This window comes from Methylobacterium durans (assembly GCF_003173715.1).
Lineage (GTDB): Bacteria > Pseudomonadota > Alphaproteobacteria > Rhizobiales > Beijerinckiaceae > Methylobacterium > Methylobacterium durans.
Map to the genome: position 1 here is coordinate 3,954,523 of NZ_CP029550.1, position 15,115 is coordinate 3,969,637.

15 protein-coding genes and 1 pseudogene are annotated in these 15,115 nt (G+C 69.0%); 8 read left to right on the plus strand and 8 right to left on the minus strand.

What is annotated here, in order from left to right:
* Positions 1–270: 270 nt before the first annotated feature.
* From DK389_RS18085 to DK389_RS18105, 5 genes are all read right to left on the minus strand, one after another.
* A complete protein-coding gene (locus tag DK389_RS18085; protein ID WP_109891584.1) occupies positions 271–1,305 on the minus strand; it encodes an energy transducer TonB family protein in 1,035 nt (344 codons plus the stop codon).
* A gap of 4 nt (positions 1,306–1,309) precedes the next feature.
* On the minus strand, positions 1,310–1,822 hold the full coding sequence (gene tolR, locus DK389_RS18090; protein ID WP_109891585.1) for a protein TolR: 513 nt from the start codon (positions 1,820–1,822) through the stop codon (positions 1,310–1,312).
* Between the two features lie 126 nt (positions 1,823–1,948).
* Positions 1,949–2,641 carry a MotA/TolQ/ExbB proton channel family protein gene (locus tag DK389_RS18095; protein ID WP_109891586.1) on the minus strand — a complete coding sequence of 231 codons (693 nt, stop codon included), beginning with the start codon at positions 2,639–2,641 and terminating at the stop codon, positions 1,949–1,951.
* Between the two features lie 89 nt (positions 2,642–2,730).
* Positions 2,731–3,219: a Tat pathway signal protein gene (locus DK389_RS18100; RefSeq protein WP_418292066.1), complete on the minus strand. Its 489-nt coding sequence runs from the start codon at positions 3,217–3,219 to the stop codon at positions 2,731–2,733.
* Between the two features lie 74 nt (positions 3,220–3,293).
* A complete protein-coding gene (locus DK389_RS18105; protein ID WP_109896538.1) occupies positions 3,294–3,791 on the minus strand; it encodes a hypothetical protein in 498 nt (165 codons plus the stop codon).
* A 415-nt stretch (positions 3,792–4,206) separates the two neighbouring features.
* Here DK389_RS18105 and DK389_RS18110 point away from each other — a divergent pair, with 415 nt between their 5' ends.
* Both DK389_RS18110 and DK389_RS18115 read left to right on the plus strand, forming a co-directional pair.
* Complete coding sequence (locus tag DK389_RS18110; protein WP_109891588.1) at positions 4,207–4,635, plus strand: Hsp20 family protein; 429 nt, start codon at positions 4,207–4,209, stop codon at positions 4,633–4,635.
* A gap of 84 nt (positions 4,636–4,719) precedes the next feature.
* Complete coding sequence (locus tag DK389_RS18115; protein ID WP_109891589.1) at positions 4,720–5,004, plus strand: BQ00720 family protein; 285 nt, start codon at positions 4,720–4,722, stop codon at positions 5,002–5,004.
* 46 nt (positions 5,005–5,050) lie between these two features.
* Here DK389_RS18115 and DK389_RS18120 read toward each other — a convergent pair whose 3' ends face one another.
* Positions 5,051–5,842, minus strand: a complete 792-nt coding sequence (locus DK389_RS18120; protein WP_109896540.1) for an alpha/beta hydrolase — start codon at positions 5,840–5,842, stop codon at positions 5,051–5,053.
* 183 nt (positions 5,843–6,025) lie between these two features.
* Between DK389_RS18120 and DK389_RS18125 the strand changes: the two genes are divergently transcribed.
* From DK389_RS18125 to DK389_RS18135, 3 genes are all read left to right on the plus strand, one after another.
* Positions 6,026–7,243: a glycosyltransferase family 4 protein gene (locus tag DK389_RS18125; RefSeq protein ID WP_109891590.1), complete on the plus strand. Its 1,218-nt coding sequence runs from the start codon at positions 6,026–6,028 to the stop codon at positions 7,241–7,243.
* Between the two features lie 257 nt (positions 7,244–7,500).
* On the plus strand, positions 7,501–8,022 hold the full coding sequence (infC, locus tag DK389_RS18130) for a translation initiation factor IF-3 (protein WP_236960159.1): 522 nt from the start codon (positions 7,501–7,503) through the stop codon (positions 8,020–8,022).
* A 94-nt stretch (positions 8,023–8,116) separates the two neighbouring features.
* Positions 8,117–8,974 carry an FkbM family methyltransferase gene (locus DK389_RS18135; protein ID WP_162560717.1) on the plus strand — a complete coding sequence of 286 codons (858 nt, stop codon included), beginning with the start codon at positions 8,117–8,119 and terminating at the stop codon, positions 8,972–8,974.
* Between the two features lie 163 nt (positions 8,975–9,137).
* Here the strand turns inward: DK389_RS18135 and DK389_RS18140 are convergent, their stop codons facing one another.
* Complete coding sequence (locus DK389_RS18140; RefSeq protein WP_109891593.1) at positions 9,138–11,471, minus strand: amylo-alpha-1,6-glucosidase; 2,334 nt, start codon at positions 11,469–11,471, stop codon at positions 9,138–9,140.
* 158 nt (positions 11,472–11,629) lie between these two features.
* The gene (locus DK389_RS18145; RefSeq protein WP_109891594.1) at positions 11,630–12,763 is read right to left on the minus strand and encodes a glycosyltransferase family 4 protein; all 1,134 of its coding nucleotides are present in this window, start codon (positions 12,761–12,763) and stop codon (positions 11,630–11,632) included.
* 431 nt (positions 12,764–13,194) lie between these two features.
* Between DK389_RS18145 and rpmI the strand changes: the two genes are divergently transcribed.
* The 3 genes and pseudogenes from rpmI to pheS all read left to right on the plus strand — a co-directional run bounded on the left by rpmI (position 13,195) and on the right by pheS (position 15,073).
* A complete protein-coding gene (gene rpmI / locus DK389_RS18150; protein ID WP_007561407.1) occupies positions 13,195–13,398 on the plus strand; it encodes a 50S ribosomal protein L35 in 204 nt (67 codons plus the stop codon).
* Positions 13,399–13,448: 50 nt separating this feature from the next.
* On the plus strand, positions 13,449–13,820 hold the full coding sequence (gene rplT, locus DK389_RS18155) for a 50S ribosomal protein L20 (protein WP_109891595.1): 372 nt from the start codon (positions 13,449–13,451) through the stop codon (positions 13,818–13,820).
* A gap of 171 nt (positions 13,821–13,991) precedes the next feature.
* Positions 13,992–15,073, plus strand: a pseudogene (gene pheS, locus DK389_RS18160) (phenylalanine--tRNA ligase subunit alpha).
* Positions 15,074–15,115: the final 42 nt, after the last annotated feature.

Below are 15,115 nucleotides of genomic sequence, written 5' to 3' on the forward strand. Positions count from 1 at the left end.
TCGCTGCAATCACAACGCCGGCGATGGCGTTCCGCGACGTGGATTAAACTCTTTGTGAAGACGTAGATTTCGGGCGCGAAGGTCGGACTTGGCCTCGGATTGAGCAAGAGAGCCTCGATTGGACGAGGCGGCGGGATACCGAGAAGAGCCCGATCTCGGATCTTCGGGGTACTGTACCCAACTCACGCCGAGCCGCTGAAGATGGATGCTCGCCCATCCGCGACGAGGCCGCCTCCGAAGATGAGGCGACCTCCACGCGTCATCGGCGCCTTACCGGCCTGGGCTGAAACGCAACGGCACCGTGACGGAGAGCGATGACACCGTCACACCCGCCGGAGCCGCCGGCAGCGAGCCCCGCACGGCAGAGAGCGCCGCGCTGTCGATCGGCCCAATCCCGCTGCTGCTGGCGAGCCCCGCGCTGGTCACCTGACCCGAGCGCGTGACGGTGAACCGCACGACGGCGAGGCCGCCGCCGGTGCCGGCCGCCGCATTGCGATTCATGCGGCCGTGGATGGCCGAGCTCAGCATGCCCTGCCACTGGCGCAGCGCGTTCGGATCGTTGCCCTGCGCGGCTCGGCCGGCCGCATTCTGGGCCGAGGAGGAGGCAGAGCTGCGCTCGGCGCGACCGGCGCTGGCCTGGGCGGCCCGCGCCTTCGCGTCCCGTGCGGCCTTCTCGCGCGCCTCGCGCACGGCCTCACGGCGCTGCTCTTCGAGCTCCGCCCGGCGCTTGGCGTCGCGGATCGCCTTCAGCTTGGCCTCGCGCTCGGCCGCGATCTTGGCCAAGTCGGGTTTGGGCTTGGCCTGCTCGACGGGCTTCGGCGGCTCCGGCGACTGCGCCAGCAAGGGCGGCGGTGGCGCCAGCGGCTCGGCCTGAGGAGCCGTCGAGGTGATGACCTGGCTCTCGGGCTCCATGGGCATCGCGTCCGGCGGCGGCTCGGTCTGGGCCGTGACCGGCGGCTGCTCGGCGACCTCCGGCGGCTTCTCCGCCACCGTCTCCTCCGGCGCGACCTCGGTCACATCCGGCGGCTTCACGGACTCGGTCTCGTTCGGGGTCTCGACGGGGGTCGGAGGAGGCGGCGCCAGTTCGCTCGCCTGCGTCTCGCTCGGCGCCCTGACGTCGGCCTCCGTCATCTGCGGTGCCAGATCGATCGAGATCTGCTGCTCGCCGGGCGGGGCCGGGGGGGTCAGCCTGTAGAGCGCGATCCCGATCAACGCGGCAACGTGCAGCGCCAGCGCGACGAGGAAAGCCGCGACGAGCGGGGACCGCCCGGTCTCGGGCTCGCCGCTGGAAACGAGGACGCTCATGGGACTAGCGCGCCGCTCCGTTGGCCGGTGCCGCGGGCGCGGCCGGCGCATTGGCCGATGGCGCGGCGGGGAGAGGCCCACCCGGCGATTGGGCGATCAGTGAGACCTTCGTGAAGCCCGCCTGTCCGACGAGGCCCATCACCTCCATGATCTTTCCATAGGGCACGTCCCGGTCGCCTCGAACGAGCACGACCTGGCTCGGATCCTCGGCGGCGAGCGCGCGCAGGCGCGGCGTCAGCGTGTCCTGCGTGAAGAGCTCCTTGGCGATCGACGGATTCCCTTCCTTGTCGATCGTCACCTCGAACGGCTTCTTCGCCTGTGCGACCTTCGCCGCGCTCGTCTTCGGCAGCTGCACTGGGACGCCCGTGGTCATGAGCGGAGCCGCCACCATGAAGATGATGAGCAGCACGAGCATCACGTCGACCATCGGCGTGACGTTGATCTCCGACATCGGCGTCGTGTCGAGGCCGTCCTCGTCGTCGTCGCCGCCGCTCGCGCGGATCGAACCCATAGCCATGACTCGCCCTCCGGGGCTCGGACGGCGGGCGTCGGCTCACGACCCGCCGCAACACTTCACAGGCCGGTCCGCCCCCGCCCGAGCGGAGGCCGGTCCGTCAGATTTTTCGGCTTCGCTCTGCCGACGTTACTCGGCGGCCGCGGCCCGGCCGTGCACGCCGCGATCGCGGGCGAGGCGGTTTCCGAGGACGCCGATGCAAGAGACGAACGCGCCCTGGATGCGGCCCACGTCGTTCGTCAGCTTGTTGTAGGCCATGACCGCGGGAATCGCGACGACGAGGCCGATCGCGGTGGCGAACAAAGCCTCGGCGATGCCCGGCGCCACCACCGCGAGCGAGGTGTCCTGGCTCTTCGCGATCGACGAGAACGAGTTCATGATGCCCCAGACCGTGCCGAACAGGCCGACGAAGGGTGCCGTGGATCCGGCGGTCGCGAGGAGCGGCAGCCCGCCTTGCAGACGCTTCACCTCAAGGCCCAGGGCGGCGCGCATGGCGCGCTCGATGCGGTCGCGCCGCTCAGCCCGCGTCTCGGTCGGATCCTGGTCGCGCCACGCTTCGAGGGCGGCGTTGACGATGTGGGAGGAGATTCCCTTGCGTCCGCCTTCCAGCGCGCCGCCGGACCGGACCAGCGTCTCGAAGGCCTTGGCCTGACGCTTGGCGGCGGCGAGCCGTACCAGCTTCTCGAAGACGACGGTCCAACAGGCGATCGAGGCGACCACCAGGAGGATCATGACGCCCTTCACGATCGGGTCGGCCTGCAGGAAGAGGCCGACGAAGGAGAAATCGTGCACCGCCTCGGCGGCAACGGGTGTGGGATCCATTACGGGCTCCTCGAACTCTCAATTTCCAGTGCGGGCACGCAACCCACGGAGCGCCCGGCCGATGGGTCGGGCGAACATGATGGTGTGGCTCAGCGATCGAACGGGACGCTGGCCTTGCTCTCGGTCTCGGTCCGCTCAAGGCAGCCTTCGCGACTGGCCTCACCGCCCTCGCAAGCGAGGACGTCGTTGAGCAGGACGCGCCCGATCTTCGGGCAGGCGATCCCGGCGAAATCGAAGATCTTCACGCTCGTCTTCTTCTCGGCGAGCGGGCCGAGTTCGACCGCGACCCGCTTCTGAGCGACGCCCTCCGTATCGAAGGCGAAGAGGTCGACCTTCAGAGACTTGAGGGCGGGCCCGCGACCGTTGTCGACGAGGAGGTAGGTACGGCAGGCCTCGCCCGTCGCCTCCAGGCGGTTGAGCTGCAGCTTGATCGGCGCGCCCTTCGCGCCGCTCTCACCTTGCGCGGAGGCCGGCGCCGCGAGCGGCAGGGCGAGGATTGCGGCCGCAGCGAGGAGAACGCGCGCGGCGCCTGCTCGATCGCTCCGCCTTCCGTTCCGGCCCGGCCCCGTCATCGCCACCTGCTCGATACCTGTCACGCTCGCTTCCCCCTTGTGTCCGGGCGTCCCACCGCCCCGCATCGTGTCTCGGCCCGTCAGTGAAGCGGAGCGCCCAGCGGCCGCGACGCGCTCGCAGGTTGCAAGCGCGAGGCAGCGGCGTTGATCGTCTCCGCGGCATCCCGGATCGCCGCGGCAAGCCGCGGCGCGTCCGCGCGCCCGGTCAGCGCCGCCGCGTCCCGGCGCAGCGCCTCCCAATGCCGGCACCGGCCGCGCCGGATCAGCGCGACCAGGGCACATTCGTTCTCCGTCACCCGGCAGCAGGTGGCGGGCATGAAACTCCAATCCCCCTCGCGCTCGGCCCGAAGGGCGCGCAGGATCCCCACGATGCCAGACACGAGGCGCCCGCCCTCGGCCGCGCCGAGCAGCCGCTCGGCCCCGTCGAAGGCCGCATCCCAGCAGGCGACGTCGCTCGTCATGTAGCCCGAGGCCACGAATCGGGCCACCGAGAGGGCGAGCACGTCCGCGTCATCGGCGCAGATCTCAGCTACCTTCGGCATCCGGTCGTGCACGGACGGGATCGATGACGCGCTCATGCGGCCTCCGGTCAAGCGCGGGCTCGCCGGCAGGGCCATGGCTGAAGACACCGGACAACGCTTCCCGGCGGAAGTATCCGAGGACCCGGTCCCGGATCAAGGTCTGCCCTGAATTTCAGAGCAGTTCCAAACTGTTACCCCGAGACTGTGATTCGTTGTCGAAACGCGTTGCCGAAAAATCCTGGCCACTTCTGCGCAATCGTCCCAATTTTCCCTGTCCGGAAAGGGGAAACCGTCCGGCGTCGTGGAGAAGGGGAGCGGTCGGGATCGTCGCCTCTTGATGGCCGTTCGGGCGGCCTCCATATCGGGAGCACCGACGGGGATCCGCCGGCCGGAGCGCTGCGATCGCGGGCTCCCATCACGAAGTGCCCGCACGGCCGAGAGGCTGGGGCTTCGGAAAGGACCACGACCGACGATGACGCGTCCCTCTCCGTTCGGACATCCGTTCCTTCTCGGCTTCGACGAGATCGAGCAGGCCCTCGACCGGGTCTCGAAGGCGGCGAACGACGGATATCCGCCCTACAACATCGAACGTCTCCCGCGCACCGATCAGGAACCGGAGCGGCTCCGCATCACCCTCGCGGTGGCGGGTTTCACCCGGGACCAGCTCGACGTGATGCTGGAGGAGAACCAGCTCGTCGTCCGGGGTCGACAGGTCGACGAGCGAGAGCGCCAGTTCCTGCATCGCGGCATCGCCGCCCGCCAGTTCCAGCGGGCCTTCCTGCTCGCCGACGGGATGGAAGTGCTCGGCGCCGACCTGTCGAACGGCCTCCTGTCGATCGACCTCGCCCGGCCTGAGCCGGAAAGGGTCGTCCGCAAGATCGCCATCGCGTCCCGCGACTGACGCGAGGTGTCGCATCCCCCCGGTCGGATGTCGCCACGGGACCTGAAGCCGACCGATCGCTCTGCCTCTGAAGGAGGGCATGACATGACCGAACTGAACCAGAATCCCCTGACCCCGGCCGATCTCGACCCGACGGAGTTCAACGCTGCCGATCTGGCGGCCCTCGGCGAGGGCCACATCGCCTATGTCCGGCCGATCCGCTCGGACGACGTGAAGCGGTTCTTCCCGCAGGCCCCTGAGCTGACGCCCGGCCTCGACCTCTTCGCCCTCCTGTCGGCGAGCGGCGCCCCGATCCTCCTCGCGGATTCGCGGGATGTCATCGTGGCGAACGCGATGGCGCACGACCTCCACACGGTCAGCCTGCACTGACCGCAGGATCGCGCGGCCCGGCCTCGCCGGGTCGCCGATATGCGCCTCACCCCATCTCGGCCACCGCCGCGACGAGCCTGCGGATATCCTGCGAGCGCGACAGGCGGTGGTCGCCGTCCGCGATCAGCGTGAGCACCGCGCCGGCCTTCGGCAACCGGTCGAGGAGGCGGATGGCATGCGCGTGCGGGACGTCCGGATCCTCCATGCCCTGAAGGATGTGCACCGGGCAGCCGAGATCGATCGGTCCGTCGAGCATCCTGTGGCGCCGCCCGTCCTCGATCAGGTCGAGGGTGATGGGGTCCGGGACCGGGGCGTAGTCGGTCGGCCTGTACCAGACCCGGTCGCGCAGCAGCGTCTCGCGGACCTGCGGCGGGAAGCGGTCCCACATCAGCGATTCGGTGAAATCGAGGGCCGGCGCGATCAGGACGAGGCCCGCTGGCGGCGGCTCGCCGCGGCGGCGGCGGTTGCGCGCGGCGAGGCACGCGATCCATCCGCCCATCGACGAACCGATCATGATTGGACCCTGCGCCGCGTAGATCGCGATCACGGCTTCGGCGTCCGCGAGCCAAGCCGAGATGGTGCCGTCCGCGAAGGCGCCGTCCGACGCCCCGTGACCCGAATAGTCGAAGCGGACGAGCTTGCGCCCGGCCGATTCTGCCCAGGCATCGACCGCCATCGCCTTGGTGGCGCCCATGTCCGAGCGGAAACCCCCGAGCCAGACGACGGGGGGCCCCGCGCCCTCGCGGACGCGCACGGCGATGCGGCGCGACGCTCCGTCCGTCTCGACGGTGATGAATTCGGGCGCGAACTCGGCGGGGCGGCCGGTCTCGTTCGGCATGAAATTCCTCGTGGCGAGGGTGAGCTGTTGATTGCGGGCATCCACCAATGTCGATGCGGCGCGCAAGGGTTTCGTTTACCCGGACGTTACGGGGGCGAGCGAACCTTGCGGTCATGACCGGACATATCGAGGGCGGCCGAGCCCCGGCACGCCACCCACACGACCCGCGCCCGGGCAGGCTCGATGAACGGCGAGGTGCGTCCCGGGCCAGCCTTCCCGGTCGAGGCCGGCCCGCTCGCGGGCGCCTGCATCCTTCAGATCATCCCGGAACTCGAGGCCGGCGGCGCGGAGCGCACGGCCGTCGACGTCGCCGCGGGCCTGGCGGCGGCGGGCGCGCGTCCCCTCGTCGCGACGGAGGGCGGCCGCCTCGTCGGCGAGCTGCAGGCCAAGGGCGGCATCTGGGTGCCGTTCCCGGCAGCCTCGAAGAACCCGATGGCGATGGCCCTCAACGTCCGGCGCCTGATGAGCCTGTGCCGTCGCGAGGGCGTGCAACTCATCCACGCGCGCTCCCGCGCGCCCGCCTGGGTGGCGCTCGGCGCGGCGCGGCGTCTGAAGATCCCCTTCGTGACGACCTATCACGGCAGCTATTCCGGCCGGACGGGCGTGAAGGTGCTCTACAACTCGGTGATGGCGCGGGGCGACGTCGTCATCGCCAACTCGAATTACACGGCGGACCGGATCCGCTCGCTCCACGCCGAGCAGGCGGGCGACCGCGTGGAGGTCATTCACCGGGGCACCGATCTCGGGAGCTTCAACCCGGTCGCCGTCGGGCCGTCGCGCGTCGAGGCCCTGCGCCGGGCCTGGGGCGTCGCGCCGCACGAGCGGGTGATCCTGCTGGCCGCCCGGCTCACGGCCTGGAAGGGCCAGCGCGTGCTGATCGAGGCCGCTGCGCTGATGCGCGACCGCGGCCTGTCCGATTTCGCGGTGGTCCTGGCCGGCGACCCGCAGGGACGGGCGGCCTACGAGCGCGAGCTCGACGCGCTGATCGCCGCGCGCGGCCTTGCGGGCATCGTGCGGCGCGTCGGCCACTGCACCGACATGCCGGCGGCCTTCCGCGCCGCCTCGGTCGTCGCCGTGCCCTCGATCGAGCCCGAGGCGTTCGGGCGTTCCGCGGTCGAGGCGCAGGCACTGGGCACGCCCGTCGTGGTCTCGGATCTCGGCGCGGTCCCGGAGACGGTGCTGAGCCCGCCGGACGTGGCGCCCGGCCAGCGCACGGGCTGGCGGGTGCCCGCGGGCGACGCCGCCGCCCTCGCCAAGGCGCTCGTGGAGGCGATCTCCTTGGGGGCGAGCGCCCGGGACGTCCTGGCTCGACGGGGGCGCGCCCATGTCGAGGCGCATTTCTCGCTGGAGCGCATGGTCGCCGACACCCTCGACGTGTATGCGCGCCTCTTGCGATCGTGAACGATCGTCAGCATCTCAAGGTCGATACGCGACCGTACGAAGGTCGCGCGAGATCTTGCCGATCGCCCGTGACAGGCCGTCACCGCCTGTGAACCCTGACAAGTCTCAGATGTTGACTTGTGAGGCGGATCGGCCAAGGTGTCGCGTCCGGAAAAGGCCGGAGCGTTCGGTGGTCGGGGCACCCGGGTTCGGTGCCGCAGGCCGCCGTTTCGTCGTTGCTTGAGGAGATTACAGCCATTCGTAGACCTATGAGAGCCATGCCGGCCCCGCAGAAGGACGGGCCGCGCGCGAACCGGGATATCCGCGGTGTACGCGAAGTGCAGCTCATCGATGACACCGGCCAGAACCGTGGCATCGTGCCCTTCTTCGATGCCCTTCAGCTTGCCGAAGAGGCTGGCCTCGACCTCGTCGAGATCGCTCCGAATTCCACGCCTCCCGTCTGCAAGTTCCTCGATTACGGGCGCTTCCGCTTCAACGAACAGAAGAAGCAGAACGAGGCCCGCAAGCGGCAGAAGACGGTCGAGGTGAAGGAGATCAAGCTCCGCCCCGGCATCGACAAGCACGATTACGACGTGAAGATGAAGGCCGTTCAGCGCTTCTTCGAGGAGGGCGACAAGGTCAAGATCACGTTGCGCTTCCGCGGCCGCGAGATGGCGCACCAGGATCTCGGATTGCGTCTCCTTGAGCGCGTGAAGGTCGAGACTGCCGAGGTCGCCAAAGTGGAGAGCGAGCCGATGCTCGAAGGCCGCCAGATGATCATGGTGCTCGCCCCGCGCTGACGCGCGTGAAGGCCACCCGCCTGCCTCACCCGCAGAGTGTCCAATGCGCGCCGCCTCCTCCGGGGGCGGCGCCCCTTTTTTTGTGATGGACCCGTTGGCCAGCGACGCCCCGACCGATGCCTTCCTCTCGCGGCGGGTGCCGCTCGCCGGACGGATGCGCCTGATCTACGCGCCGCTCGGCGACGACGCCTTCTCGCGCTACACGGGCGGGCGCTTCCGCCACTTCCGGCAATTCTGCGAAGGCGTGCTGGAGCCGGATTCCGTCGCCCTCGACATCGGCGCGAATATCGGCCTGACGGCACTCGTCGCCGCCGAGACCGCCCGGCGGGGCCGCATCTACGCGATCGAGGCCGCACCCCGGAATTTCGCCGCCCTGACCCGCAACGTATTCGAGCACGGCGCCTCGGTCATCCGCCCGATCCACTGTGCGGTCGGCCCCGAGACCGGCTCCGTGCCCTTCTTCGACCATTCCGCCTTCGGCTACGTGGTGGCGCGGGAGAACATGACCTCGGTGCCGAGCACGTCCGTGCCGATGCGCCGCCTCGACGACATCGCGGACGAGGTCGGACTCTCCCGGCTCGACGTCATCAAGATCGACATCGAGGGGTTCGAGCAGGAGGCTCTGACGGGGGCGGCCGGTATCCTCGCCCGGTTCCAGCCGGTGGTGATGCTGGAATTCAATTCCTGGTGCCAGATCGCGTCCTACGACAAGAGTCCCCGGCGTTTCCTGGAGTGGCTGCTCGCCACCTTCCCGCAACTCCACATCTGGCGTGACGGCCGCCTGACCGACGTGCGCCGCCTCGGCGTCTACGAGTTTCTGCACCTCAACCTGACACGCCATCGCTGCAACACGGATCTGATCGCCGCCTACGCGCCGGACCGGCTGGCGCGGCTGGAGGCGCTCTCGGCGCAAGGGGGCCTGGCGGGGCTCCGGCGTCGGCTCGGGTTCTAGGAGCGTGGGCATCCACCTCTCCCGTCCGGGAGAGGTCGAGTCGGTGTGAGCCGACCGGGTGAGGGGTACGACCTCTCCGGAGACGTCGAACCCGTCACCCCAACCCTCTCCCGTCCGGGAGAGGGGCTCGGTCGCGCAGGCTGGGGCGAGGCCCCCGTTTCCGCTACTTCAGCATCGCGATCTGCGCGTCGCCGGTCCGGCGGAGCACGTTGACTGTCACGTCGTCGGCGTGGCGCTGGATCCGCAGGTCGATGCGCGAGGTGCCGATCTTCACGTTGAAGATCGAGACGCCGTCGAGGAAGGCCGGCAGCGTCGGGTTGCGGAAGCGGACCCGGTTGCGGGCGTGGTCGATCTCGAGGCCGAGGCAGGCCGCCAGGAAGGCGAAGGGCGCGGCCGCCGCCCAGGCCTGCGGGCTGCAGGCCACCGGGTAGGCCACCGGCCCGCGCTGGCGGCGCCGCATGAAGCCGCAGAACAGTTCCGGCAGCCGCTTCTGGTCCTGGTAGAGGGCGGTGTCGAACATGCCCTGGAAGATGCGCGCCGCCTCGGGCTTCAGGTCGTAGCGGGCGAGCCCCAGCGCGATCAGGGCGTTGTCGTGCGGCCAGATCGAGCCGTTGTGGTAGGACATCGGGTTGTAGCGCGCCTCGCCGCGGGCGATCGTGCGCACGCCCCAGCCGTTGAAGCCGTCCTTCGAGAGGAGCTGCGCGGCGACGCTCGCAGCCCGCTCCGGCAGCGCAATCCCTGTGAACAGGGCGTGGCCCGCATTCGAGGAGCGCACCGCGCATTGCCGCTTCTCGCCGTCCAGCGCCAGCACGTAGGTGCCGATCCCGTCGTTCCAGAACGCCTTGTCGAAGGCTTCGCGCAGTTGGCGGGCCTGGTGGCTCAGGGATTCGGCGAGCTCATCGTGACCCAGCATGGCGGCGAGCTTCGCCATGCCATTCTTGGCGGCGTAGACGTAGCCCTGCACCTCGCACAGCGCGATCGGCCCCTTCGCGAGCTGCCCGTCCGTGTGGAAGATCGAATCGTGGCTGTCCTTCCAGCCCTGGTTCTCCAGCCCCTTGTCGGTGTCGCGGGCGTACTCGACGAAGCCGTCGCCGTCCCGGTCGCCGTACGCGTTCATCCAGGTGAGAGCGAGTTCGAGCGCCGGCCAGATCCGCGCGATCGTGTCCCGGTCGCCGGTGACGGCGTAGTATTCGGAGGCCAGCATCACGAAGAGCGGCGTGCCGTCGATGGTGCCGTAATAGTGCCGGAACGGCACCTCGCCGAGCATCGCCATCTCGCCGCGCCGCGTCTCGTGCAGCACCTTGCCGGGCTGAGCGTCGGCCGCCGGATCGACGGTCTTGGCCTGCGTCGAGGCGAGGTAGCGCAGAACCCCCTTGGCGAAGTTCGGGTCGATCCAGAGGGCCATCATCGCCGTGATGATGCCGTCGCGGCCGAAAACCGTGGAGTACCAGGGAATGCCGGCGAAGGGGTAGATGCCCTCGGGAGTACGGCTCGCCAGCATGTAGAGATCGGCGGTGGCGCGGCAGGCCGCCTCGTTGAACTGATCGTTCGAGGAGATGATCGTGGTGATGCCGGCGGTGAGCTGGCGCTGGTCCCGCCGCGCGTCCCGGTAGGCGCGGGCGAACACGACGCCTTCGCCGAGGCCCTTCGGCGGACGAACGCCCGTGCTGCCGGCAGCGGCCGCGAGGCCGGCCGCGGCCTCCTCGCCGACGCGCTCGGCGGCGGGTGCGCTCGTGAAGGCGCGGTGCGATTCGCAGACGATGCGGATGAACAGGGAGGCGCGCTCACCCGGCGCCAGCGTCACCTCGAACTCGGCGCGGCCCGCTTCGAGCCGATGCGGCTTCGGGCCGAAATGCACGGCGGTGGTGCGCACCACCTCGTCGAGACCGACGTAGCGAAACTGCACCTCGCGCTCGCTCGCCACCTGCACCGAGCGCTTGCCGCGCTGGGTGCGGTTGGTGCCGCGCACCTCGAACAGGTCGCGGTAATCGGCGTCGAAGGTAATGGTGATGCGGAAGGTGCGCTTGCGCGAATCGTAGGAGCGCAGGCCGATCCGGTCGTAGCAGCTGCCTTTGAACAGGAACTTGGTGCGCTCGATCGCGATCACCTCGCGCGGGATCGAGGTGTCGTCATGCGCGTCGATCCGGATGTCGGGCGTCGTCATGTCGACGCTGAGCGCGCCGTTGTCGTCCTGCATCACCGAGGACAGCAGGAGCGGGCGCTGATCCTCGATCGTGAAATGCAGGCGCGAGAGGTAGCGCGTGTCCTGAAAGTAGAGCCCCTCGGGACCGGGCAGGACGCCGACGTCGCCGTAGCTGTCGAGGACGGCGAAGGCCTCGCCGTACTTGAGCGAGCGCAGCGGACGCTCGACGAGGGAGGTCTGGGCCTCAATGTGGTATTGCGGAAGAACTTCGTCGGCGTCCTGGAACCCGTAGACGCGCTGCTGCGCCTCGGCCTCGCGCGAATGCACCTTCGCCGTCATGTCTTCCGCCGCCATGCTGGGCATCTCCGGATTGTCGAGGGACGCGAATCGAAAGGGCCGCCGAATCGCTGTCCTTGCGAAGCGGCGGCCCTTGGGACCGTCTGAGTTGGGCGATCTTACGACGCTCGCGAGGGCCTGTTAACCCTCGCAAGCGCGGTGCCCGATGGGCAGGCTCAGGCCGGCATCGCGGCCGCCGACAGCGACGGGCGGGCGGAGCCGTTCATCTCGCCGTAATGCGGCGCGAAGGCCGCCGCGGTCGGCAGCTTGATCACGTCCGGCTGGCCGGCGAGAAGCCGCTCGTAGGCCGCCACGTACTTGCGGACCATGCACTCGGCCGTGAACTGTCCCTCGAAGTGACGGCGCACGCCGGCGCGGCTCATGCTCTTGACCCTGTCGACCGCCGCAACCGCCTCGTCCATGCTGTCGCACAGGACGCCGCTGACGCCGTCGGCGATCACCTCGGGCACGGAGCCGTTGCGGAAGGCGATCACCGGCGTGCCTGCCGACATCGCCTCGATCATCACGAGGCCGAAGGGCTCCGGCCAGTCGATCGGGAAAGCGAGCGCGAGCGCGTTGCCGAGGAAGTCCTTCTTCTGCTCCTCGTTGATCTCGCCGATATACTCGATCAGCGGATGGTGGATCATCGGCTCGATGACCTCGTCCCAATATTCCTGGTCCGCCTTGTCGACCTTGGCGGCGATCTTCAGCGGCACGCCGGAGCGCTTGGCCATCTCGATCGCGCGGTCAGGGCGCTTCTCGGGGGAGATCCGGCCGAGGAAGGCGAGATAGCCGCCTTTCGCCTCCGGGTAGTACGGGCAGTTCTGCGCCGGCAGGCCGTGATGAATCGTCGAGGCCCAGTTGACGCTCGGCGGCATCGGCTCGCGCTGGTTGTCCGAGATCGAGACCAGCGGCATGCCCGTGAAGGTCCGATAGACCGGCATGAAGTCCGGCACGTCGAGGCGGCCGTGCATCGTGGTGATGCACTTGTGGTTCATGTCCTCGAACATCGGATATTGCAGGAGATCAATGTGGAAGTGCAGGATGTCGAAATCGTGCGCCCGGCGGCGGACGTGATGCAGCATCGCGAGGTGGCTTGCGGTATGGTCGCGGTAACCGAGCAGCCGCAGGCCCTCGGGCGTGCAGGCCGCGAGCTTGGCCGAGGTCTCCGAGTCGCCGCTCGCGAAGAGCGTCACGTCATGTCCCTGCCGGACGAGTTCCTCGGTGATCCAGGACACGACGCGCTCTGTGCCGCCGTAGAACTTCGGAGGCACGGCCTCCGAGAGCGGGGCGATCTGGGCAATGCGCACGAAAAAGTCTCCTGTGAGGACGAGCGTTTCGGAGAGCTAACCCGATCCGGCCTGAGTGGGACATGAACGAAACTGACAGCCAAGGTTATGGTTCCGGTGGGGCGGCCGCGTTACCGAAATCTTCAGGGCGCTCCCAGATGTCCCCACTATCCCGCCTGTTGTTCGGCCCCGCGCGCGAGTCGTGCGAAGGCAGCTAGACACGCCGATGCACGTTCGAGGCCATGAAGCGGCAGATGGCTCGCGCGGAAGTCGCGATGTGCGCCGCGAAGCATTGAAACGGCGTCGCCGATCTGTCATAAGCCCCGCGCGTCGAACCGCCCGGCCGGATAGGGCTGCCGTGGCGGTTCGTGTTGCTCCATCAGAAGCATCGATCGCACGCGAGGGGTCCGGCCCGATCCGGGTCGGACGGACCTTGCGCACAGGAGAGCCAAATGCCCAAGCTGAAGACGAAGTCGGGCGCCAAGAAGCGCTTCAAGATCACCGGCACCGGCAAGGTCATGTATGCCCAGGCCGGCAAACGCCACGGCATGATCAAGCGGACCACGAAGCAGATCCGCAACTTGCGCGGCACGACGACCCTCTTCGAGGGCGATGCCGCCAACGTGAAGAAGTACTTCCTGCCGAACGCGCGGTAAGCCTTCACGACGTCGCCGACACTGCTTTTCACTAGTCCAGGAGATCGACCATGGCCCGCGTCAAGCGCGGCGTGACCAGTCACGCGAAGCACAAGAAAGTCCTCAAGGCCGCCCGCGGCTATTACGGCCGGCGCAAGAACACGATCCGCATCGCCAAGCAGGCGGTGGAGAAGGGTCTGCAATACGCCTACCGCGACCGCAAGAACAAGAAGCGCACCTTCCGCGCCCTTTGGATCCAGCGGCTCAACGCGGCGGTGCGCGAGCACGGCCTGACCTATTCCCGCTTCATCGACGGGCTCGCCAAGTCGGGCATCGTGGTGGACCGCAAGGCGCTCTCCGAGCTCGCCATCCACGAGCCCGCGAGCTTCGCGGCCGTGGTGGAGAAGGCCAAGGCCGCCCTCCCGACCGCCAAGGCTGCCTGACGCCTCGGCGCACGCGAGACCAGGACGTTCCGGCGAGGGGCGCGGCGCGGATGGCGCCGCGCCCTCGTCATTTCCGGGCCCTCCCGACCGACGCCCCTTGCATCGGCGCGTGCGAGCCGGAACAAGCACCCGCATCACCGACCCGTCCGTCCGGGCGGCCCGAGGACAGCGATGACCGATCTCGACACCCTCGAACGCGATCTCCTCGCGAAAGTGGAGGCAGCCTCCGACGAGGCGGCGCTCGAAAGCCTGCGCGTCGCGGCGCTCGGCAAGAAGGGCAGCGTGTCGGACCTCCTGAAGACGCTGGGCGCGATGAGCCCGGAGGAGCGCAAGGAGCGCGGCCCCCTCATCAACGGCCTGCGCGACCGGGTGCAGGGCGCGCTGGCGAGCCGGCGCGAGGCGCTGGCCGAGGCAGCGCTGGAGGCTCGGCTCGCCGCGGAGCGCGTCGACGTGACGTTGCCGGTCCGCGAGGCGCCCGAGGCACGCGGGCGCATCCACCCGATCAGCCAAGTGATCGACGAGATCACCGCGATCTTCGCCGACATGGGATTCTCGGTGGCCGAGGGCCGGACATCGAGACGGACGAGCTCAACTTCACCGCCCTCAACTTCCCGCCCGGCCATCCGGCCCGTGAGATGCACGACACCTTCTTCCTGCGGCCCGACCGGAACGGGCAGCGCAAGGTGCTGCGCACCCACACCTCGCCGGTCCAGATCCGCACGATGCGGGCCCAGGAGCCGCCGATCCGGGTGATCATCCCGGGGCGGACCTACCGGCACGATTCGGACCAGACCCACACGCCGATGTTCCATCAGGTCGAGGGGCTCGTGATCGACCGCTCGGCCAACATCGCGAACCTGAAATGGGTGCTGGAGGAGTTCTGCAAGGCATTCTTCGAGGTGGAGGGCGTGAAGATGCGCTTCCGGCCCTCGTTCTTCCCCTTCACCGAGCCGTCGGCGGAGGTCGACATCCAGTGCTCGCGCAAGGGCGGCGAGATCCGCTTCGGCGAGGGCGACGACTGGCTGGAGATCCTCGGCTGCGGCATGGTCCACCCGAACGTGCTTCGGAATTGCGGGCTCGACCCGGACAGCGTGCAGGGCTTCGCCTTCGGCGTCGGCATCGACCGCATCGCCATGCTGAAATACGGCATGCCGGACCTGCGCCCCTTCTTCGAGGCGGATGTCCGCTGGCTCGACCATTACGGCTTCCGCCCCCTCGACGTGCCGAGCCTCGTGAGCGGGCTCACCGGCTGACCCGAGCTTTCCCGCGATCCGGCAACGGCCGGGTCGCTTCCT